Source organism: Rossellomorea sp. NS-SX7, from assembly GCF_052828565.1.
Genome location: NZ_CM128249.1, coordinates 356,809 through 379,039 on the forward strand (window position 1 = coordinate 356,809; position 22,231 = coordinate 379,039).

General features: G+C 45.2%; 23 protein-coding genes. 12 read left to right on the forward strand and 11 right to left on the reverse strand.

Annotated elements, in window-relative coordinates:
• The 3 genes from ACUXV2_RS01660 to ACUXV2_RS01670 all read right to left on the reverse strand — a co-directional run bounded on the left by ACUXV2_RS01660 (position 1) and on the right by ACUXV2_RS01670 (position 5,678).
• Positions 1-1,335 (reverse strand): glycosyltransferase family 4 protein, encoded by a 1,335-nt coding sequence (locus ACUXV2_RS01660; protein WP_446245335.1) that lies wholly within the window; start codon positions 1,333-1,335, stop codon positions 1-3.
• Entirely contained in the window at positions 1,332-1,988 is a 657-nt protein-coding gene (locus tag ACUXV2_RS01665; protein ID WP_446245336.1) for a PIG-L deacetylase family protein, read from the reverse strand. Before ACUXV2_RS01665 ends, ACUXV2_RS01660 begins: the two co-directional genes overlap by 4 nt.
• Before the next feature lie 99 nt (positions 1,989-2,087).
• A complete protein-coding gene (locus ACUXV2_RS01670; RefSeq protein ID WP_446245337.1) occupies positions 2,088-5,678 on the reverse strand; it encodes a hypothetical protein in 3,591 nt (1,196 codons plus the stop codon).
• Between the two features lie 219 nt (positions 5,679-5,897).
• On the opposite strand from ACUXV2_RS01670, the gene ACUXV2_RS01675 reads away from it, so the two are divergent.
• The 3 genes from ACUXV2_RS01675 to ACUXV2_RS01685 all read left to right on the forward strand — a co-directional run bounded on the left by ACUXV2_RS01675 (position 5,898) and on the right by ACUXV2_RS01685 (position 7,536).
• Positions 5,898-6,872, forward strand: a complete 975-nt coding sequence (locus tag ACUXV2_RS01675) for a hypothetical protein (RefSeq protein WP_446245338.1) — start codon at positions 5,898-5,900, stop codon at positions 6,870-6,872.
• A 112-nt stretch (positions 6,873-6,984) separates the two neighbouring features.
• Positions 6,985-7,194, forward strand: coding sequence for a hypothetical protein (locus tag ACUXV2_RS01680; protein ID WP_446245339.1), 210 nt, complete (start codon positions 6,985-6,987; stop codon positions 7,192-7,194).
• 153 nt (positions 7,195-7,347) lie between these two features.
• Positions 7,348-7,536 carry a hypothetical protein gene (locus ACUXV2_RS01685; RefSeq protein ID WP_175987007.1) on the forward strand — a complete coding sequence of 63 codons (189 nt, stop codon included), beginning with the start codon at positions 7,348-7,350 and terminating at the stop codon, positions 7,534-7,536.
• A 301-nt stretch (positions 7,537-7,837) separates the two neighbouring features.
• Here ACUXV2_RS01685 and ACUXV2_RS01690 read toward each other — a convergent pair whose 3' ends face one another.
• The 5 genes from ACUXV2_RS01690 to ACUXV2_RS01710 form a co-directional block, all read right to left on the reverse strand.
• A complete protein-coding gene (locus ACUXV2_RS01690; RefSeq protein WP_446245340.1) occupies positions 7,838-8,392 on the reverse strand; it encodes a kinase in 555 nt (184 codons plus the stop codon).
• A gap of 401 nt (positions 8,393-8,793) precedes the next feature.
• Positions 8,794-9,090 carry a putative quinol monooxygenase gene (locus ACUXV2_RS01695; protein ID WP_446245341.1) on the reverse strand — a complete coding sequence of 99 codons (297 nt, stop codon included), beginning with the start codon at positions 9,088-9,090 and terminating at the stop codon, positions 8,794-8,796.
• Between the two features lie 113 nt (positions 9,091-9,203).
• A complete protein-coding gene (locus ACUXV2_RS01700) occupies positions 9,204-9,839 on the reverse strand; it encodes a nitroreductase family protein (RefSeq protein ID WP_446245342.1) in 636 nt (211 codons plus the stop codon).
• Positions 9,840-9,859: 20 nt separating this feature from the next.
• A complete protein-coding gene (locus tag ACUXV2_RS01705) occupies positions 9,860-10,282 on the reverse strand; it encodes a MarR family winged helix-turn-helix transcriptional regulator (RefSeq protein WP_446245343.1) in 423 nt (140 codons plus the stop codon).
• Between the two features lie 178 nt (positions 10,283-10,460).
• Entirely contained in the window at positions 10,461-10,820 is a 360-nt protein-coding gene (locus ACUXV2_RS01710) for a winged helix-turn-helix transcriptional regulator (protein WP_446245344.1), read from the reverse strand.
• Between the two features lie 676 nt (positions 10,821-11,496).
• Here ACUXV2_RS01710 and ACUXV2_RS01715 point away from each other — a divergent pair.
• From ACUXV2_RS01715 to ACUXV2_RS01735, 5 genes are all read left to right on the forward strand, one after another.
• A complete protein-coding gene (locus tag ACUXV2_RS01715) occupies positions 11,497-12,702 on the forward strand; it encodes an MFS transporter (RefSeq protein WP_446245345.1) in 1,206 nt (401 codons plus the stop codon).
• A gap of 182 nt (positions 12,703-12,884) precedes the next feature.
• Entirely contained in the window at positions 12,885-13,286 is a 402-nt protein-coding gene (locus ACUXV2_RS01720; protein WP_446245346.1) for a hypothetical protein, read from the forward strand.
• 39 nt (positions 13,287-13,325) lie between these two features.
• Positions 13,326-13,877, forward strand: a complete 552-nt coding sequence (locus ACUXV2_RS01725) for an ATP-binding protein (protein WP_446245347.1) — start codon at positions 13,326-13,328, stop codon at positions 13,875-13,877.
• Between the two features lie 38 nt (positions 13,878-13,915).
• Positions 13,916-14,200 carry a hypothetical protein gene (locus ACUXV2_RS01730; RefSeq protein WP_446245348.1) on the forward strand — a complete coding sequence of 95 codons (285 nt, stop codon included), beginning with the start codon at positions 13,916-13,918 and terminating at the stop codon, positions 14,198-14,200.
• A gap of 61 nt (positions 14,201-14,261) precedes the next feature.
• Positions 14,262-14,801: a DUF1572 family protein gene (locus ACUXV2_RS01735; RefSeq protein ID WP_446245349.1), complete on the forward strand. Its 540-nt coding sequence runs from the start codon at positions 14,262-14,264 to the stop codon at positions 14,799-14,801.
• 71 nt (positions 14,802-14,872) lie between these two features.
• Here the strand turns inward: ACUXV2_RS01735 and ACUXV2_RS01740 are convergent, their stop codons facing one another.
• Positions 14,873-16,795, reverse strand: a complete 1,923-nt coding sequence (locus ACUXV2_RS01740) for a heavy metal translocating P-type ATPase (protein WP_446245350.1) — start codon at positions 16,793-16,795, stop codon at positions 14,873-14,875.
• A 219-nt stretch (positions 16,796-17,014) separates the two neighbouring features.
• The gene (locus ACUXV2_RS01745) at positions 17,015-18,196 is read right to left on the reverse strand and encodes an MFS transporter (RefSeq protein ID WP_446245351.1); all 1,182 of its coding nucleotides are present in this window, start codon (positions 18,194-18,196) and stop codon (positions 17,015-17,017) included.
• Between the two features lie 126 nt (positions 18,197-18,322).
• On the opposite strand from ACUXV2_RS01745, the gene ACUXV2_RS01750 reads away from it, so the two are divergent.
• Entirely contained in the window at positions 18,323-18,709 is a 387-nt protein-coding gene (locus tag ACUXV2_RS01750) for an OsmC family protein (protein WP_446245352.1), read from the forward strand.
• 167 nt (positions 18,710-18,876) lie between these two features.
• Here the strand turns inward: ACUXV2_RS01750 and ACUXV2_RS01755 are convergent, their stop codons facing one another.
• Complete coding sequence (locus ACUXV2_RS01755) at positions 18,877-19,296, reverse strand: pyridoxamine 5'-phosphate oxidase family protein (RefSeq protein WP_446245353.1); 420 nt, start codon at positions 19,294-19,296, stop codon at positions 18,877-18,879.
• 140 nt (positions 19,297-19,436) lie between these two features.
• Here ACUXV2_RS01755 and cax point away from each other — a divergent pair, with 140 nt between their 5' ends.
• The 3 genes from cax to ACUXV2_RS01770 all read left to right on the forward strand — a co-directional run bounded on the left by cax (position 19,437) and on the right by ACUXV2_RS01770 (position 22,039).
• Positions 19,437-20,495, forward strand: coding sequence for a calcium/proton exchanger (cax, locus tag ACUXV2_RS01760; RefSeq protein ID WP_446245354.1), 1,059 nt, complete (start codon positions 19,437-19,439; stop codon positions 20,493-20,495).
• 354 nt (positions 20,496-20,849) lie between these two features.
• Positions 20,850-21,665 carry a YfkD family protein gene (locus ACUXV2_RS01765; protein ID WP_446245355.1) on the forward strand — a complete coding sequence of 272 codons (816 nt, stop codon included), beginning with the start codon at positions 20,850-20,852 and terminating at the stop codon, positions 21,663-21,665.
• Positions 21,666-21,859: 194 nt separating this feature from the next.
• Entirely contained in the window at positions 21,860-22,039 is a 180-nt protein-coding gene (locus ACUXV2_RS01770) for a hypothetical protein (protein ID WP_446245356.1), read from the forward strand.
• The last annotated feature ends 192 nt before the right edge of the window (positions 22,040-22,231 follow it).

The following is a 22,231-nucleotide window of genomic DNA, read 5'->3' on the forward strand; positions in this document are numbered from 1 at the left end:
TCATTGACCTCCCGCTGTTAATAGATGTTGATAGATGTGTTCGATCTTCTGCACCATCGCTTCACGTGTGAGGTGGCTCTTGGCATATCGGGAAGCATTCTCTCCAAGGTGGCTTCTTAAAGCACCGTTTACAATCAATTGTTTCAGTTGTGTTGCCAGCTGGACGACATTCCCTGGCTGGACGATCAGGCCGGTTTCGTTATGACGAACAATTTCAGTGATTCCTCCGCAGTCGGTTGTCAGTATCGCTGTGCCGCTGTGCATGGCTTCAATGATCGAAATCGGGAGGTTGTCATTGAGGGTAGGCAGGACAAAGATATCTGTTTTGCTTAAAATGGCCGGTACGTCATCCCGCTTTCCAAGGAACGTAACGTTTGTGAGCCGCAGGTCCCTCACCTGTGCTTCGAGTGATTCACGCATTTCTCCATCACCGACGATCTGCACTTCTATATACTGGCTTAAAGACCTTAATTTAGACAGGGCCAGCAATAAGTCGGAATGACCTTTTCTCGGTCCCAATCTGGCCACACAGGAGATGATGACTTTTCCATTCTTGCCCTTACGCGGAACCGCAGTGAAATCGATCCCGGTATTGACCGTTGTCAGCTTAGAAGAGCGCGCACCAAGCTGGCTGAGCGGTTCACGGAAGGAGTCGCTCAGGATCACCATATGTGTCGCGTATTCAATGGCTTTCTTCTCGATTTCTTTGTAATAGACTTCTTCATCAGAACCGCTCTCGATCCGGTTGAATTTAACCCGGCTGAAGGTGAACATGCCGTGCGGTGTGAATAAAAGCGGTTTCCCGAGGTCTTCATTGAATCTTCCCAATATATTGGCCGTGAACAGGTCCTGGGCGTGGAGGATATCGTATTTCTCGAGCTTGACCGACTCCAGCATCTGTTCGTAAATATAAAGGAGGCGGCAGCTTTGGAGGATTTTGCTGGTGTAGGAGCCGTAACGGTTCTGGAACAAGGTCTTCAATTGCGGTACGACTGCTTCCCGCAGCATTTCCACTTTTGCTGCTGGAAACTGATTCGGGGAGATGACGTCTACTTTGTGCCCCATAGCCTTTAATCCTGCTCTCAAGGTAGTGATATAGTTTGATAGCCCGCCGGTATGGGGGTAATCCCAGAACGTGGCGATAAGGATCGATAGTTTCTTCCCAGATTTACTTTTACCTTTTTTAAATTTTTCCTTTTTGTCTTTCTTCTTCCGCTTGGAATCCTTGTCCTTACCCGCCGCCTTCTTTTTTAGAGTGACGGGTTTTGCCTTCACTCCATAATGTTTGTCTAAGGCAGCAATGACGTAAGGATAAGGAAAGTGCATTTCATTCATATCCAGACCCTCCTGATGACTTCGAATGCTTCAGCATACGGCACACCGACCGTCATGCCCCTGACGCTTGCCAAATGTTTGACTCCCTCATAGGAACGCGGATGCGGGAAGTCTCTCATTTCGACATCATAGTGTTTCAGGGAAGCAATTTTTTGATCAATCGTCGATGAAACATCGACATAATAATTCGGTTTGAATTGTTTATCATTTGTTTGGGTATTCCATTCACTCGAGGATACAGTTTCAAACGTGATCAGTTCGATCGGCTGCGTATTCGGTACCGGACGAACAGCTGTCAGTACAGCTTGAAATGTAATCTGATGATCGCGGTTCACGTCCCCATAGTGGTGGGTAAAAATTTTAGCAGGCTGATAGATATTGATAAGTTTCTCGATTTCTTTGGTGAAAAGATGAAGCGGCATCATCTCAAGCTCAAGGTTCGGATGCTCCAGAAATATCACTTCTTTGATGCCTATTTCCTTGTTTGCTCTCCGGGCAAGCTTCTGAATATGATGGGCTTCTTCCTTTCGTCCGTTCGCTGTAATGATCGAGATGACTCTATTACCCTGGTCTACTAGTCTTTTAAGTGTGCCTGCCGTACCTAGTAGTTCGTCATCTGGATGTGCGGCTATGACCAATACAGTTTCTTTCATTTCATTCACCCCATTCTTATCTCTATTACCTTAGTATATGTAGCTTGTAATATAGTCGAAACAGACATTAGCACAGGGCAAATGTCTGTTTCTCCAATCTTATTTTTTCCTTTTCTTTTGCCCGATGGAGATCCCACCGCAGATGACTTGCAGCCTTACATATCCATCTCCGTCGATCCAGATGAAGAAGTCACGTCCAGCCGTTAAAAACGTTCCCTGTTTATCAAGCAGTTTGCTGCCCGCATACACATTGATCTTGTCACCGAGTGTGAAATATTTATTCAAGATCGTGGTGTAAGACTCCTCAACGGCCACGTCTTCGTCTTGCTCAGAATCTAAAGATGTATCTCCTGCAATCTCTTTATCTTCTGATTGGGAGCGTTGATTTGATTTGCTGGTCGTATGGCCGGTTGATTCGGCAGGGGCCGATTCTTGTTTATCTTCCGCTGTATCAGGTGTGTTGTTATGTGGGGAGGCTGCATCTTGTTCAAGGGAAACACCCGTTTCCTCCACAAAGCTTTCTTCTTCTTCATGAACAACGGAATCAAAATCGTCATCCATGCCAGTGAATCCATCTTCATCGATTGGTTCTTCTTCCGCTTCTTCAGGCGCCGTAACAGACTCTTCTGGCTCATCATTCATGCTTTGATCTGATGGATGGTCTTGCCCGGATTCTGCGATAGTGTCTGGTCCGTCTCCTTCAGGTTGGTTGAAGTCCAAGTCAGTTTGTTGACTGCTGTCTGTTTCATCTTGAGTGAATGGATCTATTGAGTCTTCAACAGGTTCTTCAAGTTGAATAGAAGGAGTGTCTTCTTCCACAACAGGTTCTTCAAGTTGAATAGAAGGAGTGACTTCGTCTGCAACTGATTCTTCATGTTGAATAGAAGGAGTGACTTCGTCCGCAACAGGTTCTTCAAGTTGAATAGAAGGAGTGACTTCGTCTGCAACTGATTCTTCATGTTGAATAGAAGGAGTGACTTCGTCCGCAACAGGTTCTTCAAGTTGAATAGAAGGAGTGACTTCGTCTGCAACTGATTCTTCATGTTGAATAGAAGGAGTGACTTCGTCCGCAGCAGGTTCTTCATGTTGAATAGAAGGAGTGACTTCGTCTGCAGCAGGTTCTTCATGTTGAATAGAAGGAGTGACTTCGTCTGCAACTGATTCTTCATGTTGAATAGAAGGAGTGTCTTCGTCCGCAACAGGTTCTTCAAGTTGAATAGAAGGAGTGACTTCGTCTGCAACTGATTCTTCATGTTGAATAGAAGGAGTGACTTCGTCTGCAACTGATTCTTCATATTGAACCGAGTGTGTGTCTTCAACTTGGTTATCGAAATGTTCTTCGATAAATGGGCTTTCCTCAAAGATATCTTCAAGCGTCACATCAGGTTCTTCATCTTCAGCAGGATTGCCGTTATAGGGTGAAAGGTCTTGATCTATTTCAATGGTCGTATCCGTTACGATGTCACCCGGGTGGTCATCCTCCGCTTCTTCCTCTACAGCTGATGTTTCAGGAAGCTTGAAGTCCACTTCAACTTGTTGGCTGGTGTCTGATTCTTCATGAGAGAGTGGATCCGTTGAGTCTTTAACTGGTTTATCACGATGAATGGATAGAGTATCTTCGACTTGGTTATTGAATTCGTCTACAATGATTGTTTTTTTCTTCGAGGTATTTTCAAACGTCGTATCAGTTTTTTCGTCTTCATCCTGAATGCTGTTGTCTGTTGGAAGGTTTGGATCGGATTCTATCGTTAGATCCGGCTCCACTTGTTCTGCTTCTTCCACTGCAGCTGACATTTCAGGAAGGTTGAAGTCCAAGTCAGAATGCTGGCTGATGTCTGTTTCTTCATGAGTGAATGAATCCGCTGATTCTACAACTGTTTCTTCATAAGTGAATAAATCCGTTGAATCTTCTACAATTTCTGCATGTTGGATGGATGGATGATCTTCGATTAGACTAGGCAATTCCTCCTCAGTGATTGTTTGTTCTTCAGAGATATCGTCAAGCGTCGTATCTGGTTCTCCATCTTCATAAGGAGCAAGGCTGTCTGATAGAAGGTCCTGATCAAAATCGTTTTCGTTTGCTTCAGTTTCAATAGGGTGAACTTCGATTGGTTCTTCATGATGTTGAAGGGTGCCGGAAGGGAGGATGTCAGAATCAATTTCTTGACTGACGAATGTTTCATCCTGATCGTCATCGACACCAGGTTCTGTTTCTTCCTCGATGGATTCCGTGTCACTCTTTAGACTGTCGGATGGATTTTCAAAAGGATAAAATTCTTCTTCCGCTGTTTCTGTATCGAAAGAGAGGGCACTTGATTCATCCGTTTCAGTAGGTCCACTATTTATACTGTTGGATTGATTTTCAAAAGGATAATCCGTTTCTACTGTTTCTTCTACGAAGGAGTGATCAATTGATTCCTCGTTCTCAATGGCTTCACTATTTGAGCTGTCGGATGGATCCTCAAGTGTACCATCTGATTCTTCGACCGTTTCCTCCTCGATAGATGCATAATCTGTTTCATCCTTTTCAATGGTAAGGCTTTCAGATTCATTGGCAGCTGCTGGTTCTGCAAAAGCGGCTTCATCCAGAATATGGTCAACCGTTTCCGCGGTTTCTGTTGATGGGCTGTTGTCTTCATGAAAGCTCTCACATTCAATCTCCGTTACATCAGACGAGGTTTCATCACTATCCTTATAAGGCTCATTCCAATCTTCATCCGATATGTCGTCTGTGATGAGGTCGTCATATTCATTGATTCCTTCTGATTCGGTCTCTAGATAATGAAGATCGGCTGTTTCTTCAACATGTTCGGTGTGAGGCTGGTCGGAGCCGTGATCAAATTCTATTGTGAGTTCTGCTTTCTCTGGCTTAATATCTTGTTCTGAGTCCAGGGTTTCCCCATGGTGCGGTTCTTCATACAGCAAGTCGTGATGATCTGCATCTACTTCCGGATGGAAATGGCCAGAGATTTCTGTGTGATCCTCTATAGGAATAACTTCCTTTTGTGAAGGGAAGCTTTTTTCATCTTCCGTTTCCTTGAAGCGGCCGTCCGATTGTCCATTCACCTCTTCAAAGGCAGGCGGTGAAGGAAGGTCCAATATTTCTTCCAGCCCCTGATTCAACACGTTCAAATCAGGAGTTTGAACTGATTCTTCTACTTCTTGCCAATCAGGATGGTGTCCGGATTCGTTCAGATGAACGAATGGCTCCGCATTGTCCGCTGTTTCCTTCGGCTTCCCGACTTTATCCCCTTTTTGATAGGCTTTAGGTTTTTTTGGCCTTTTTATCGGTTTTGCTGCCGAATATTTAAGATGGTTGAGACTTTTACTGCGATCTATATAATTGACCCGTTTGAACGGTCCATCATCACGTGGTGCCAGCCGCGGGCATTTTCCACGTCTTTTAGGGCGTTTGTGGGCAGGGATTTTAGAAAGAATCACACTTGGCTCCGCATCATGTTCCAGGGTGATGTCGAAAGCAGGTCGATCTGGACTTGGATGATGAGCAGCTTTTTGGTTAAGGCTGTTCACCATGCTGTGTATCAATTCCGAAACGTGTCCCTGGTCCATGAACGCATTCGTCTGCTGCGGGAGAGGAGGAAAGATGAAGGGCTCTCTATCTCCCTTTAGGTAGCGGATGAAAATGGACTGATTGTGACAAGGAACCAGTAAGTCTTTGTAGTAATACAAGGAAAAAATCCTTGGTAATAGGTGTTCATTTATAAAAAGAAAATTTTTGGGCATGGTTTTCTCACCTCCATGTCTCTCTATCTTCTTATAAATTATTCAAGAGCCCGATTTGAGTGAGTGGAATTTACGATTCTACTGCAAAATAGGCTATACATTCTGAATTTCCGTACATATATTGATTATGAATTGCAGACTAATAGCAAAGGAGTGTTAACGAATATGTCGAAGGAAATCAATGAGTCCTCTGGCGACAGAGGCCGCCTTGACAATCAAGGTCAATCAGAGCAATCACCTGCGGAGCAGGGTGCTGCTGAGCAGACTGCGGAGAACAGAAAGGAGAGATCCTCATCCGGTGGGGATTTCAATCAAATTCCAAGCAAAACTCTTGCAGAAGTGCTTAATTCCATTTTTAGCTTAGGAGATCATCTTGAGATTTTATACGAAGATGACCAAATTGACGATAATGGAACATTTGTAGGTGCTTTCAACAAGACCCTCTTGTGGGCCGACCACGACGGCAATTTCAATGTGACCGACCTAAACGGTCCGCTTTCTGTAAAGAAGGTACCTTCAAAGAGGAGAAGGAAGAAGAAGCAAAAAGAGAATAAGGATCCAAAGTCCGTGATGGAAGAAGCTTTGAACAATCTGGACAATGAACATGCTGAGGAAGAGACAGAGGAAAATGTGATTCTTAGAGTCATGCATGAAGACAGTGAGAACGAAGAAACGTCTGAAATCACATTCGAAGTAATCGACGAGTCCTCAGAAGATTCAGTGGATCAGGAGGAGACCTCCCTCGAGGAAGAAAGCCATGATGAATCTGACTCTGATGAAGAAGTCATTATGGAAGTGGTGGAAGAGGAAGATCATTCTGTTCACCTTGAATTATCCTCTGATGAGCCCGATACGGATGTTGAAGAATCAGAAGAAGAAGTCACTCTTCATGTCATCGTTGAAGATGAAACTGAAGAAGAACTGAGTCTGGATGATGAGGATCAGTCTGAACCAGAAGAAGAGCAGGCTATTTCACTAGTAGAGGTAGAACCAGAAAAAGACCAGGCTGTTTCACTAGTAGAAGAATCAATAGAGACAACTGACACGGTAGAAGAAGCGGCCGACTCCTCCGAAGAAGGGTCAGAACCCACTGGCGACGCCTTTCCTGAAGATTCATCTTTGGAAGAAAAGAGAGATTAGTCTAGTAAATCCTTAAGAAAAAACAGAATTTTTTTTGAAATCTAGTTATCTGCCTTTACGCATTAACGAATCCGGCATAAATATAGAGTAAACACCGAAAGGAGGAAACATAATGGCAAACTTGTTTGGTAAGTGTGGAAATATGGCTGATTTCCTTAACAAAATTTTATCTATGGGTGACAAAATCGAAGTGTTGTCCGGTGACGACGAAATCGAAGAGGGTTCATTCATCGGTGCAAGCGACAACTTCGTGGTTTGGGTTGACGACAACGGGGACATGAACACTTCTGACCTTGGAAGCGTGACTGTTCGTAAGGTATAGTCATCATCTTTCAGACTATAAAAATGACTGGAAAACATTCCAGTCATTTTTTTTCTGAAAAAATTAAAATGATAGGTAAGCGCCCTATCAAATTTCGTTTTATTTAATATAAATATATAGACTGATTGATTAAAGGTGAAGGGAGGAGTCGCAATGGGACTTTCTGAAAAGTTGAACAGTGTATTGAAGCTTGGTGACAAAATAGAGGTACTATCAGGTTCTGATAAAATTGACTGCGATGGTACATTCATTAACGCAGAAGATCACTATCTAGTGTGGTCTAATGGAGATGGAGACATTCTGTTTACCCAGCTGGATAATGTAACGGTTAAAAAGGTGTAATGATATAGTGGAAGGTGCGGTACTTTTGTGGCGAAAGTACTGCACTATTTTTTTTATGGAGAAAATGCTTGTATCAACAGAATAATCGGCCGCTTTTGGAAAATAAACAGGACCCTCAGCATGCTTGTCTTATTTTTTTAGAGGGATCTGCCAACCATCCTGGTTTATGAGATGTTCATGGAAACGACGCGGCAGCCTTTTGTTCATTGCGGTATGAGGCCGGCTTGTCCACCTCATGGGGCTCTTTGAAAACAGTCTTTCCCTTATTTGAGGAAAGACAGTCTTCGCAGTCAGCAGCCGTCTATTTATGTTTTTTCCAGGCATCCAATAGCTTGGGATTCACATTCTTCACATGTCCAAGGAATTCCTTTGTCAGTCCGAATTTATCCATCCCTTTTAACAGCTTCATCGGAGCCGGGGAATCAGAGGTGAATGCACGTTTATGATCAATCACCTTGAAGTCGCCATTTTCATCCATCAGCATATGACGAACCTCCGTATCCCATCTTGTGAAGCCTAATTTCTTGAACTCATCGAGAACAAATAAAATTTTCTTCGTCATGTCTTCGTCGATTGTCCCATGACGCTTCATATGGCGGGCAAGTGAGATGCCCTTTATGAATTCCATTACGATGTAATTGTCACCGTATTCATACAGCCGGGGCATGATGGACGAAGATTGCCCGATTTTCATGGCCTCGAGTTCCCTTTCATGGGTTTCTTCTTTAAAGAAGTATTTAACGACTTTATCGTCGGCTACTTTGTAAATTTCACCGTCTTTTCCATCACCGATCATCGTAAAGGCTGCAAGATCCTTTTTCGTGATTTTCTTGCTTCCGTTAAAAAGATTCTCCACCGGTCTTCACTCCTTTGCATAGTTTTCTTACACTTTTTCTATATTGTATGGAGATAGAAACGTTTTTGTAACCGAGCCAAACGTTGAAATTTAATAGAAAGCCTCCCAAGCTATCCTTCATCTGCCTCATAAAAGCCATCGTATGAAATCTATCACTTTCCCTTTGTTTAGGCGGGTCTGATTTCTTAACTGTGGGGATACTGAACGATTCATGGGGGAGGGCGGTTGAACTGCTGCAGAGTACAGTGTCCGTCCGGCCATAATGGAGGGTACTTCTGGGTCAGGCCGCATAAAAAAAGTCCAGGAAGGGAGAAGCCTTCTTGGACCTTTTGGCGGCCGGTAACGGAGTAGCCGAGCCTTTGCTATTTTGTCAGTCTAAAGGTGTATCGTGTGCCTGAGTGTTATCGTTCTACCTTGTTTCCGTCGAAAATCTGCACATCGATCGGGGCAGCCATATATTCGGGAGCTCTGCCTGCAAATGATGTGAAGTGTGCACTTGTGTTGTGGGCTTCAACAGCTGCTGCGTCTTTCCAGATTTCCACCATCGTATAAGCCTGTTCGGTTTCTGTATCTTTCATCAGCCCATAAGAAATATTTCCTTCTTCAGACCGGGAAGCCGCAACGAGTGAGTGCATTTCTTCAAGAAATGCCTGTTCTTTTTCAGGGTTGATTTGAAAATGTGCGTGTATGATGATCATGTTCTTACCTCATTCCTTAATCAATTAGGTTAAATGGGATGGAAACCCTGTACACTCCCGTTGTCTCATTGGACGACAATTGGAGTATGTCAGGGAACATCCCCTTGCGAAATTTATTTCCAGTCAGTGATTTTTTCGACTGGAAGCCGGACGGATTTGTATCCTTCATCGGCTGCTTTTCCGATTGAAATGAGCATGACAGGATAATAGCGTTCTTTATCCATTCCGTATGCCTCTGCGATCTGGTCTTTTTCATAGCCGCCGATAGGATTCGTGTCGTATCCATGAGCGCGGGCTGCCAGCATCAGCTGCATGGAGACAAGTCCGGCGTCAATCAGGTTCATTTCTTTGAATTGTTCTTTCGGCATCGCTTCAAGAAGTCCTTTAATGGAAGGAAGCTGCTTGTCTCTCACATCAGCCGGCATATAACCTTTTCTTACGGCTTCATCGTATATTTCATCGGCAAAGTCGAGGCTGTTCATATCAACAAATACAGCAATGACGGCAGCAGAAGTTTTGACCTGTGTCTGATTGAACTTTGCAAGCGGCGCAAGAGTTTCCTTGCCTTCCGGGCTGTCGATGACAAGGAAGCGCCATGGCTGAAGGTTGACAGAAGAAGGGGCAAGCGTCGCTTCTTCCAGGATCTCCGTCATTTCTTCCTTGCTGATTTTGACGGTTGGATCATAGTTACGTATGGAACGGCGGCCTGTGATGATTTCTTGAAAGTCATTGATTCGTGTTGTATTCATGTTGAAAAACTCCTTTGTGTTTAGTATTGAATGTCTTTAACATTCTGCTGGATCCGCATGAGTAAATTTGAAAGCTGCACTTGTTCATCGGAACTGAAGTCCTTCAGCACCTGGGCGACGAACTCTTTTTTCTCCTGGCATAATGCCTTGATTCGTTCCCGTCCTTCATTCGTTAATCGAACAAACGTGATCCGATTGTCGTCCGGATTCTTCCGGCGGGATACCATCCCTTTCACTTCCAGCTGCTTCAAGTGCCGGGTAACAGCCGCATGGTCTATATTCACTTCCTGCTGAAGGGCACGCTGGCTGATTTCCTCGACCTCCATCAGCTTGTGAAGAAGATCAAGCCTCGACTGGCTGATCCCGGTGCAACGTTCAAACTTAGGGCTCAATTGCTTATAGATATCATTTATATGACGTAAAATCTTTTCTTCGTTGGACAAAGCATCCTCCTCCTTGAAAACTGTTAATTGAGGGGTCAATCATTGATACGTCAATTAATATAATATATTTGTGATGGCAAGTCAAAGAATTGAACTCAGTCCTGGTGACGAGGGACTCCCATTGGAAAAAGAAAAACACCCTTAGCCAGTGGAGCGGGGTGTTTTTAGCTTGTCTGGATTAGTCATTTTCTCCGGAAATGACGACCACGTCTTCTCCTTCAGACACTGTTTTTTCAATGTGCTGCTCTCCCCATGTGCAGAGCATTTGCAGGGCAGGGGCGAGTGAGGTGCCGTATTCGGTCAGTTCGTATTCCACTTTAGGAGGCACCTGGTTGTAGATGATCCGATTTACGACCCCGTCCGCTTCGAGCTCCCTGAGCTGCTGGGTGAGCATTTTCTGCGTGATGTTCGGCATCATTCGTTTTAACTGGCTGGTGCGAAGCGTCCCGTTGTCGATGAGGTGGCAGAGGATGACGACTTTCCATTTGCCGCCGATGACCTCAAGTGCCGCTTCTACTGGGATGTTGTATTTTTTCATTGAGAAACCCTCCTTGCTCGTATCTTTTTATATGATCTATCTTGAAGTGCTGATTTGATTAATTTATTTACAGATGAATATAACATAACCATTCTGCATTCGCCTAACAGCTGGACTGCCGGCTGTATGGTTACCCAGGGGTACCTATGCCACTTGAAAGTGCGTTCTTCCCATATATTCAGGAAGGATGCATAATCGACACTGTACCCTGATGGTACGACAAATTTCCGGATCATCCTATACGGTACTTTGAAGTGCCTATGGTACTTCATGGTGCCTACAGCACTTTAAAGTGCGTAATTCCATTATGGATTCATACCCTTCATAATGTTGGGTACGCGGGAAAGCGAAAGGCGCCTTCGTGATTACCGGCAGTTATGTTTTGAAGTTTGGATGATGGCAGATGAGCTGTTCGGCAGTGAGTTTGATGCTTTTTGATAATAAAATTGGATTTTTGATAATAAACTACCCGTTTTTGATAATAAAATCTTATTTTTGATAATATAACGCCATTTTTTGATAATAAGTCCTTCTGACGGGTTCTTAAGAGACACACATTATGTTGTAAAACGATCTCTGCAGCTATTTATAGCAAAAATCTGCTTTTAAAATCAGCCGACTGCCCTGTCATGGTTCGAAACATGTTTATTTTTTACTTCTAAGGAGGAATTCTCTCATGAGTTCTCATGCACATACAATGAATCACTCAAAAACAAAAGGAGGCACGCCGGCATTATTGTCGCTCGCGATCTCCGCTTTTGGAATCGGGACGACGGAATTTGTCCCGGTCGGATTGCTGTCATCGATTGCAGATGACTTGTCGATCTCAATCACACTTGCCGGATTATTGATTTCCGGTTATGCAGTCGGAGTGGCGATCGGGGCTCCGATCCTTACTGCTTTGACAAGCAAAATGAGCCGGAAGTCGCTGCTCATGTCCCTGATGATATTATTCATCGTCGGGAACTCGGTTTCTGCGTTGTCAACGAGCTTCGGTCTGCTGCTTACGGCCAGGTTCATCACGGCCTTTTCACATGGTATTTTCTTTTCAATCGGTTCGACGATTGCAGCGGATTTAGTTCCTGCCCATAAACGCGCGAGTGCGATCGCATTCATGTTTACCGGTCTGACGGTCGCGACCGTTACGGGAGTACCACTTGGAACGTTCATCGGACAAGCGTTTGGATGGAGAGCGACGTTCTGGGGAGTGGCACTGCTCGGAGTCATCGGCATCATTGCAAGCTCCATCCTCGTGCCGAAGGATTTGAAAGAAGCACCACCTGCGAAGTTCAGTGAACAGCTGAAGATTTTACGCAATGGAAAATTACTATTGGCGTTTGCGATCACGGCACTTGGATATGGCGGAACATTCGTTGCGTTTACGTATCTGACGCCGCTTTTGGAAAATGTCACAGGATTCAGTTCAAAATGGGTAAGCATCATCCTGTTGGTTTATGGAATTGCAGTAGCGATCGGTAACGTCGTTGGAGGGAAAGCCTCTGATAAAAATCCCCTCAAGGCGCTATTATGGATGTTCATCCTGCAGGCAATCATCCTCGTTGCGTTGACGTTTGCGGCACCATTCAAAATTGCCGGATTGATTGCGATCTTCCTGATGGGAATGTTTGCGTTCATGAACGTTCCGGGACTTCAGGTCCTTGTCGTGAATCTGGCGGAAAAATATGTGCCGTCTGCCGTTAATGTGGCATCAGCCTTGAATATCGCGGCATTCAACGTCGGAATTGCCATCGGGTCCTTTGTCGGCGGCATCATCGTCGATGGCATCGGACTGATTCATACCCCTTGGATCGGGGCTCTGATGGTCGGTGGGGCTGTACTGTTGACGGCTTGGCTGCGCAGATTGGAGCGGGTTTCAGCGTAAGGAAATCTATTAAAGTATTAAAACGCCTCGTAAATGGTACGGGGCGTTTTTTTGTCGTTGGAAAAGTGCTCATGAATAAGGGTGGTTATGGTAAAATAAGGATAAACACAAAAGCTGCGGTCCGCCCAGCAAGACTTCCGCAGAACCCGAGTGGGGAGAGCCAAACGGAGAGGGGGAGCATGATGAAAAGATGGGTCCTGATTTTGCTTGTGCTGTCGGTTTTGATTTTCTCCGGATATGTGTATTTTTATAATGGCATTTCCAATATAGAACGGATGACGATTCAAACGTACAACCACAAAATGGAGACATTTGATAAAGGGAAATTGGTGACGGATGGATCTTCTATTAAGACGTTCACAAGGATTTTAAACAGAGCAAGGCATGAGACGAACACCATCTATGAGATGGCTGAACATGAAGACTATTTCGTTACCGTTACGTATGAAAGCGGCGGTACCGATGAGTTCAGGGTATGGGGGAGTTCCGGGAGATATACCCATATCATCAGATCGGGTAATGATGATTCTTTTAAAATCAGTAATAAAGGAAGCAGGAAGGAACTATTGAATATCTTAGATTGATAGATATACAGGCGTCTATTAAAAGATGGAGGCATACAGATGAATCGATTAGTCATCATCACCGTCGGCAAAACCCATAGCGGGAAGTCGACATTTGCGAACAGGCTCGAAGAACAGCTGCAACATTCTGTGGTAATCGACCAGGATAACCACGCTGAATTCATCCATGCTTATTATAGAAGGCTGCTGCCGGAAACGGGGCCAAACAGTTTCAAATACACCATCACCAAAACGATCGTGGATTATGCAGTGAATGAGGCGGACTGTCATCTGATCATCTGCAACTCGAATCGCAGCCGGAATGGACGCTTGAAACTGCTGGATTCTTTTCACAACAAGGGCTTCACCAGTATCCTGGTCGATTTCGATCTGCCTGATCAGGTTCTTGAGGAACGTGTTGCAACCAGCTCGCGAAGCAAAAATATTCTCAGAAGCGCTTCTGATTTCGAAGAAGTGTTGGCACGGCAAAATGCAGAATCCAACGTTACAGCTCCGGTGGAAGGGGAAGCGGATCATTTATTTAAGATTAGGGATGAAGACGATGTAAAGTCGGTGATTGATAGCATTATCATGATTTCCCACCGTATGTGAAGAGTTCACTGACCATTTAGGGGAATGGAGGAAGTAATTTGGGAAAGAAAGAGATGACCTACATTATTGGGGGTACACTGGGGTTGGTGCTTGGTTTCATCCTGGCAAAAGTTTATCAAGTATGGGCTATTTTATATGAAACAGAAGGGCTCTCCTTACAAGGGGTTACCAGTTGGGAAGGGAAACCGCTTTGGAAGTCCATCAATGAAAATCCTGGAATGGCAACATTTGTAATAACTTTTTCTCTGTTTTTCATCGGATTATTCTTTTCATTTCTACTGACAAGAGGGGAAAAGCATACACAGAAATCGAATATTAGTTAGTGGATGCAAGCTAAATAGGTTGATACCCATAAATGAATGATGATTAGTGAGGAGGGGAAGCGTGAATATTGGATCCGAATATTTAAAGATTGTCATGGAACGATTCAAAAGCGTAAAGAGTCTGGGAGATAAAACGATCAGCCAATTATCTGAAGAGGATCTTTTTTGGATGTATAACAGCGAGTCGAATAGTGCAGCGGTCATCGTGAAGCACATGAATGGGAATATGGTTTCGAGATGGACGGACTTTTTGACTTCGGATGGAGAGAAGGATTTTCGGAAACGGGACAATGAATTCATCAATGATCTGGAATCAAAATCTGATATGCTGCTCGTTTGGGAAAAGGGTTGGAAAACCTTGTTCGATGCGTTAACGGGGTTAACCGAGCAGGACTTATTAAAAACAATCACCATTCGGGGAGAACGTCATCTGGTGATGGATGCCATCGAAAGGCAGCTGGCACATTATGCGTATCATGTCGGGCAGCTCGTTTATATCGGCAAGCAGGTAAAAGATGATCATTGGCAAAGTCTCAGTATTCCGAAGGGGGAATCGGAGGCGTATTTAAAAGAAATGCTCGATAAGCATCATGGCAGCTGACCCGTGCAGCACAAACGTCAGGCATAAATAAAAAGAAACTCGCCCGGTCATCCAGGCGAGTTTTTTAGTGATCAAGATTTCAACAAACGCAATCCATTTAAAATAACTAGTATCGTACTACCTTCATGACCGATGACTCCATATGGAAGGTCAAGGATCTGCAGGAAGTTGGAAGCGATCAGGATCATGATGACGCCGATCGAGAAGACGACGTTCTGCTGGACGATACGCTTCATTTTTTTCGATAGTTTGATCGCTTCGGCGATACGGGTGAGGTCGTTTTTCATCAGGACGACGTCCGCCGTTTCAAGAGCTACGTCAGTTCCTTCACCCATTGCGATGCCGACGTTTGCGGTTGCGAGGGCAGGGGCATCGTTGATTCCGTCACCAACCATGGCCACCGTTCCGAAGTGGTTCTTCAGTTTCTTCAACTCTTCCACTTTCGTTTCAGGGAGGCATTCAGCGATCAGGGATGTGACGCCTGCTTCTTTGGCGATGGCACGGGCTGTTTTCTCGTTATCACCGGTTAGCATGATCGTTTCGACGCCTTCTTTTTTCAGTAGTTCGAGGGCTTCGACCGTTTCCTGGCGAATGACGTCCTTGAGTGCGATCAACGCTATGATTTCATCATCTTTCGCGGCAAATACCGTTGTTTTACCTTCTGATGCGAGTCCGCTGTATGCACCATTCATGAAATTGCCGGCGAGTTCTTTTCCGACAAATTCAGCTTTCCCGATTTTCCATTGGGAACCATCGACCACGGCTTTGACACCCCAGCCTGACACGTCTTCAAGGGAATCCGGCTGAAAGAGAGTGGCTTTCATTTCTTTGCGGACATGACCGACGATGGCCTGGGCGAGCGGGTGATTTGATTGATTCTCAATGGAAGCAATGACAGTCATGATGTCGTGCTCGTCAAATTCTTCAGCCACAAGTATATCCGTCACGACAGGTTTCCCTTTCGTGAGTGTCCCTGTTTTATCAAACGCAATGGCTTTCAGGTTGCTCAGGTTCTCAAGATGGGCGCCGCCTTTAAAAAGGATCCCGTGCCGTGCGCCGTTTGAGATGGCGGACAAGCTTGCCGGCATGATTGATGCAACAAGTGCGCAAGGGGAAGCGACAACAAGCAGCACCATGGCGCGGTAAAATGTCTCAGTCCAGCTCCATCCGAGCAGGAAGTGAGGGAGGAACATCATCAGGAAGACCACGGCAAGCACCACTTTGACATATGTGCCTTCAAAGCGTTCGATGAACAGCTGAGAAGGTGATTTCTCGCTTTGGGCCGATTGCACAAGGTCGATGATTTTCTGGAATAATGTTTCGCTGCTCGGCTTTGTCATTTCGACGGTGATGGCACCGTTGATATTGACCGTCCCGGCGAATACTTCATCGCTTGCAGCTTTTGTAACGGGTACCGCTTCACCGGAAATAGCGGCTTCGTCAATGGATGTCGCTCCTTTTACGACCACTCCGTCAGTCGGTACGCGCTCACCGGGTTTGATCAGAATGTGGTCACCGATATCAAGCGTCGATACATGGACTTTCTTTTCACCGGAAGAAGTCACAAGCCAGGCTTCCTCGGGCTGCATTTCCATTAGCGCGGAGATTTCTTTTTGGCTTTTGTTCATTGTATACGTTTCAAGCGCTCCGCTGACTGCGAAGATGAAGATGAGAATCGCGCCTTCCGTCCAATAGCCGATGATGGCTGAACCGACCGCTGCAAAAATCATCAGCATTTCGACGTTTAGTTCCTTGTTCTCGATCGTTTCTTCGATTCCTTCCTTCGCTTTTGCGAATCCGCCGATGACGAATGCAAGCAGATAGAAGATGACACTGAGGGTGTCCGTGTCGCCATTTGAGTATATCCACCCGAGTAATATGAACACACCGCTTATGAGTGCTGCAATCAATTCAGCATGGGGCTTTATTTTTTCAAGAAAGTTGATTTGTTCTTTTGGTTTTCCGAGTGACAGGGCTTTGGATTGTGAGCTCATATGGTACTCCTCCTTTTGTTTAACTGAAAATAAGGATTTCTAATTGAGAATAATAATCAACGTCATTATCCCTATAAAACGACGAAAGCTGCCACCTGTTAAGGATGACAGCAAATCTATGTGTGGTTGGGATGGACTTTTTAAATAATATCTTAATTTATAATTATTATAATCTGATAGTACCATATCTATATGAGAAAGAAAAGGCTTTTGTGCAGATTAATTTTGGGTGACTTCCCGGCGCCTGCTTTGCAGGGAAAAGGTGAGCAGGCTCACAAAAATCAGGAGCATCATCAAGCTGATCAGATAGAAAAAGCTTGGTCCGCTGAACCATTCGATTACGATTCCTCCGATGAACGGGCCCATCATGCTTCCGAAACTGAAGAAGATGCCGCACATGATATTCCCGGCAGGAAGCAATTCCTTGGGCAGGAGATCGGTCATATAACTGATTCCGAGAGAGAAAGTCGATCCGACCGCCATGCCCGCAAGAGTGAAGCAGGTGAATAAACCGATCGTCGATTCTGAAACGAAACCTGCAGCGGTAAAACAAAGGAATCCAATCATCATGACGACCAGGAGTACATTCTGCCGGCCGTATTTGTCACTCATCACACCGAGCGGTACTTGCGAAATGATACTTCCGACAGCGAATGCGGGAAGCAGGATTGAGACGGCTTCGACGGAAATTCCGTTTCGAAGGGCGAATACCGGGAAATTTCCGTTAAGCGATGCTTCAAGAAAGCCATAGCCGAGCGGAGGAAGAAGCGCGACCCAAGCAAATTTCAAGACTTTCCCGAAACGCTGGAACGATCCAAGGAACGAGACACTGCCTACATTTTGCTGCTCCGGGTATTCGTTCTTCAGTTTGAAAACGAAGCTCCAGACGAGCAGGCTCAAGGCAGAGGAAATCATGAACGGCAGCGCCTGGCTGATTTGGATCAGCTGAGCCATCAAAGGACCGACAGCAAACCCGATTCCAAATGAAACCCCGTAGATCGATATGTTTCTTCCGCGATGTTCTTTCGGTGAAAACGACGTGATCCACGTCTGGGTGGCGAAATGCAGCATATGGTCGCCGATACCGATGAATAATCGGAGCGCAAACCAGAACCAGAACGATTTCCATAATGGAAATAAAAAGAGTGACAGTGCGACGATGATTCCGCCGATGATGATCATCGGTTTATATCCGATTTTCTGAAGCGGTTTTTCCATCAGAGGTGAAGCAAGTAAGATCCCTATATAGAGGGCGGTGGCGTTCAGGCCGTTCAAGGAGGAGGAGAGGCCGTCCTGCTCAAAGATGATTGCGATCAGCGGCAGGAGCATCCCCTGGGAGAAGCCTGAAATCGCAACGATGGCCACCAGTACCCAGAAGCGGAATGATAGCGATTGATTCATATGCAAAAACTCCTAAACTAGTAAATTTCCTTATTCGATGGTACCCCGGATTCGATTGTTTGGCAATGGGGACCGGATAGAGTAAAATTTAGAGAAATCATGATGTGAAGAGAAAGGATGAGGAATATGGAATTCAAGATGCAAGAAGGCGGATTTTATTCTGATTTGGGATTTGGCAAGCTGGAGGTGTCCGGTAACGAAGAGTACGGCTTCCGTCCATTCCAGCTGCTCGTATCGTCTGTAGCTGTATGCAGCGGCGGTGTCCTTCGCAAGGTGCTCGAGAAAATGCGCATCGAATTTGAAGATATCCATATCAAAGCGGATGTCGTCCGAAATGAAGAGGAAGCGAACCGTGTGGAAGAAATTTCACTCCATTTCACAATCAAGGGAGAGAACCTGGACGAAAAGAAAATCGAAAAAGCCATGAAGCTTACCCGTAAAAACTGTTCCATGGTCCAATCCGTCCAAGACTCCATCAAAATCGAAGAAACCTTTGAACTTGTAGCGCAGTAACGCACTGACGCAACGAGGGACGGGCCATCAGGGGAATGATTTCCCCTGATGGCCCGTCTTTTTTTAGGTTTCAACCAGTGTGAAATGTGGAATATGTTGGTATCAGTCGGTAAATAAAGGCCCGTCCCAGACCGCTTTAACGTGTTAAAAGCCCGTCCCTCACTGTGCTAAAGCGTCAGTTCCTGTGGCTCTTTTCCCGGTTTTTCATAGTAGAGAATGGTGACCGGGCTCAGTTTGAGGAGCATGTATTCAGGGTCGTCAGGGCTTGTGATCCAGTGCTTGAGCTGTTCCGACCAGAATCTTTGCTTAAGTTCGGCCGATTCCTCAACGGATGCCTTCGCCTCTATCTCTACATAATGCTCATGATCGGAATCGCGGTCGTAGCCGAGCAGGATATGGACATTCGGATTCTGTGAGATGTCCTCCGCTTTATGGGCGTGCTCATTCGTGGCCGTATAAAGAGTAAGGTCATCATTGTTGAACATCATGAAGCGTGAATATGGTTTGTTGTCGCGGATGGTCGCGAGCGTTCCGACTTTGTGGTGGGAAAACAGCTCGGTCACTTTATCTTTCAACGTGTTTGTCATGAAAAGTACCTCCTGAAAAAGTTCTATCTATTAATGTGTCTTTTCTGGATGGTTTCATGAGTTTCTTTGCAAAAAAAATTTCCACCCCCATACACTAGTAAGGGACCTAACAAATATTCTCAGGAAAAGAGGACTGCGCTGTGAATAAAATCTTCTTGATTCTTGTATTGGCAGGCGTTCCATTATCGGTCATCGGAAATCTGCTTCACTGGCCGACCGTCATGATGTTTATTGTCTACTGCGTGACGATCATTGCACTTGCAGGCTATATGGGAAGGGCGACGGAAAGCCTCGCTGTGATTTCAGGACCCCGGATCGGCGGACTATTGAATGCCACCTTCGGGAATGCAGTTGAACTCATCATTTCTATCTTTGCGTTAAAAGCAGGTCTGATTGGCGTCGTGCTCGCATCACTGACAGGGTCGGTTCTCGGAAATCTCCTGCTGGTGGCGGGACTCTCCTTCTTCGTAGGGGGAATCAAGTTTAAACGCCAGAAATTCAATGTGTTCGATGCGCGCCACAATTCGGGGCTTCTGATGTTTGCGATCATCGTCGCTTTTGTCATTCCCGAAGTATTCGCGCAGGAAATGGATGAAGCGGCTACCATGACCATGAGCCTCGGCGTCTCGGGAATTTTGATCGCTCTCTACTTATTCGCTCTTTTCTTCAAGCTCGTGACGCACCGCGGGGTTTATCAGCATGGTGAGGGTAATGGAGAGCACGCTCATGAAGAAGAGCCGGAATGGAGTAAAGGAAAGGCACTCCTCATCCTGGCGGCTTCCACGGCTGCCGTTGCGTATGTATCGGAAAGCCTGGTGCATACGTTTGAAGAAGTCGGCACTGCATTCGGCTGGAGCGAGCTGTTCATCGGGGTGATCATCGTCGCAATCGTCGGGAATGCCGCGGAGCATGCATCCGCCATCATCATGGCTTATAAAAACAAGATGGATATCGCTGTCGAAATCGCAGTTGGTTCCACCTTACAGATTGCCATGTTCGTCGCCCCGGTGCTCGTATTCATTTCATTATTCTTCGAAACGAGCATGCCGCTCGTCTTTACGCTGCCGGAGCTTGTTGCAATGGTATCGGCAGTTCTCGTCACGATCATCATTTCGAATGATGGAGAAACGAACTGGTTTGAGGGACTTACCTTGCTGGCTGCTTACTTTATTATGGGAATCGGGTTTTATCTTTTGTAAAGGATTAAGGAGATTCCTTCCCGGTTTAGGTTATTTGAGAAAAAAATCGTGTTCATTCGAGCAGTCACGATCAAGTCGCAAACTGTGGACTGATGTCATGAAAGACCTGGATAAAAAGAAGCGGTGTCCGAAAATGGACACCGCTTCTTTTTGGGAAATAGGAATTACTTATGAAAAACTGTCAGCATGTTAGGATGTCTGACAACCCTCCAGGTAATTTCATTATAAAATATTTATCGAATTTTGTAAATATTCTTTCAGTTAAGAGATTTTATTTTTTCGTGGATAAGCTCCTGCAACTAGGAAAAAACTAAGGGCAAACCCTTAAGTTAAAGTTGAAAGGAGTCTATTCCAATGAAACTAATGCGTACTGTTCTTATGTTCATTCTCGCATTTTTTGTTGCCGCTTCCGGCACACACGCTGAAAAGAATCCCGCTCCGAAAAAAGAAGCGGATTCGGCCAAAGTATCGATTCCCAATTCCGTTTTGAACATTGCAAAGGAAAACACATATCCGAATTCCACGCAGGATCAGCCTTATCTGCAGCCGAGTGAATTCACACAGGAACTTTTGGATACCTCCAATGTGAAAATCGAAAACCCGAACCTGATCCGCATTCTAAATGAATCTTCCATTAACAAGGCGCCGACCATCGGATTACGCGCAACTATCTATTTAGGGGATTGGCCGTTGAATTACTCTTCAACTGAGACATCCCCCAACTGGGAATATCAAAAAATCAATACGAATTACTATGATAACCGCGGTGGAAAAGGAAACTACCAAATCCATTATGTCCAAGAAGCACAGAAAGTCGTCAAAGGCGGTCTGACGGCAAAAGTCCCTCACGCTGACGACGTGGAAAAAATGATGATGATCAAAGCGATGGACAATTCGCAGCTGCCGCTTGCGTTCCAAACGATCGTCGGGGCAGGCACGAAAAAGAACCAGGTCTATAACATCTCACCGAAACGCCTGGGCTATCTATACGCCTACGCACCAGCCATCAACGAAAAAGGGAAAGTGACCTACGGTGAAGTCTACTTGCAAATGAAGGGGACAAAGCGCTCGATTGTTGTTAAGAACGTCACTTCCCAAGGAGTAGGGGCATGGATCCCTATCCAGGATCACGTCCATTTTGGATTCATGGCGAGCGAAGTACCAAGATAAAAAGGAAGTCAATCGAACAAAGCCTCCCTTTCGACACGTTCACCCGTCGAGAGGGAGGCTTTAATAAATTATTTCGGGAAAATGTTTAGATTGTGTCGAAAGGTGGAATATGATTATCTCGGTCATATTCTTTTCATTTTTTCGTTCATATGTTATAATATTCAGAATACTCTAAATAAAGGAGGTATACTCATATGGAATATTTATTACTTTTTGGAGCTGTTCTGGTCTTAGCGACAGCAATGAGAATTTGGTTCGGATCGAGAAGGGCGAAGTATTATGCAGAGAGAATCAAACGCTACGGTTTAAGTGAGCAGCCATTTGAGAAAGCGGCCCGTGAATCAGCACAAATCGATGAAAAGGCTGTTAAATGAAAACACTTCGGATCTCTGTTCCGGGGTGTTTTTTTTGTGTGGGTGCAATTGTTAGGCTGACGTTTCGATAATGGCTCTAAGTAGTGCAATTATGGAGAAACTGGTGCAATTTTATAAAAGTGGCTCAATTTTCCTCAAACTGGCGTAATTCTTGAAAAAGAAGCGCAATTATCAAGAAACCGGCGCAAAAAA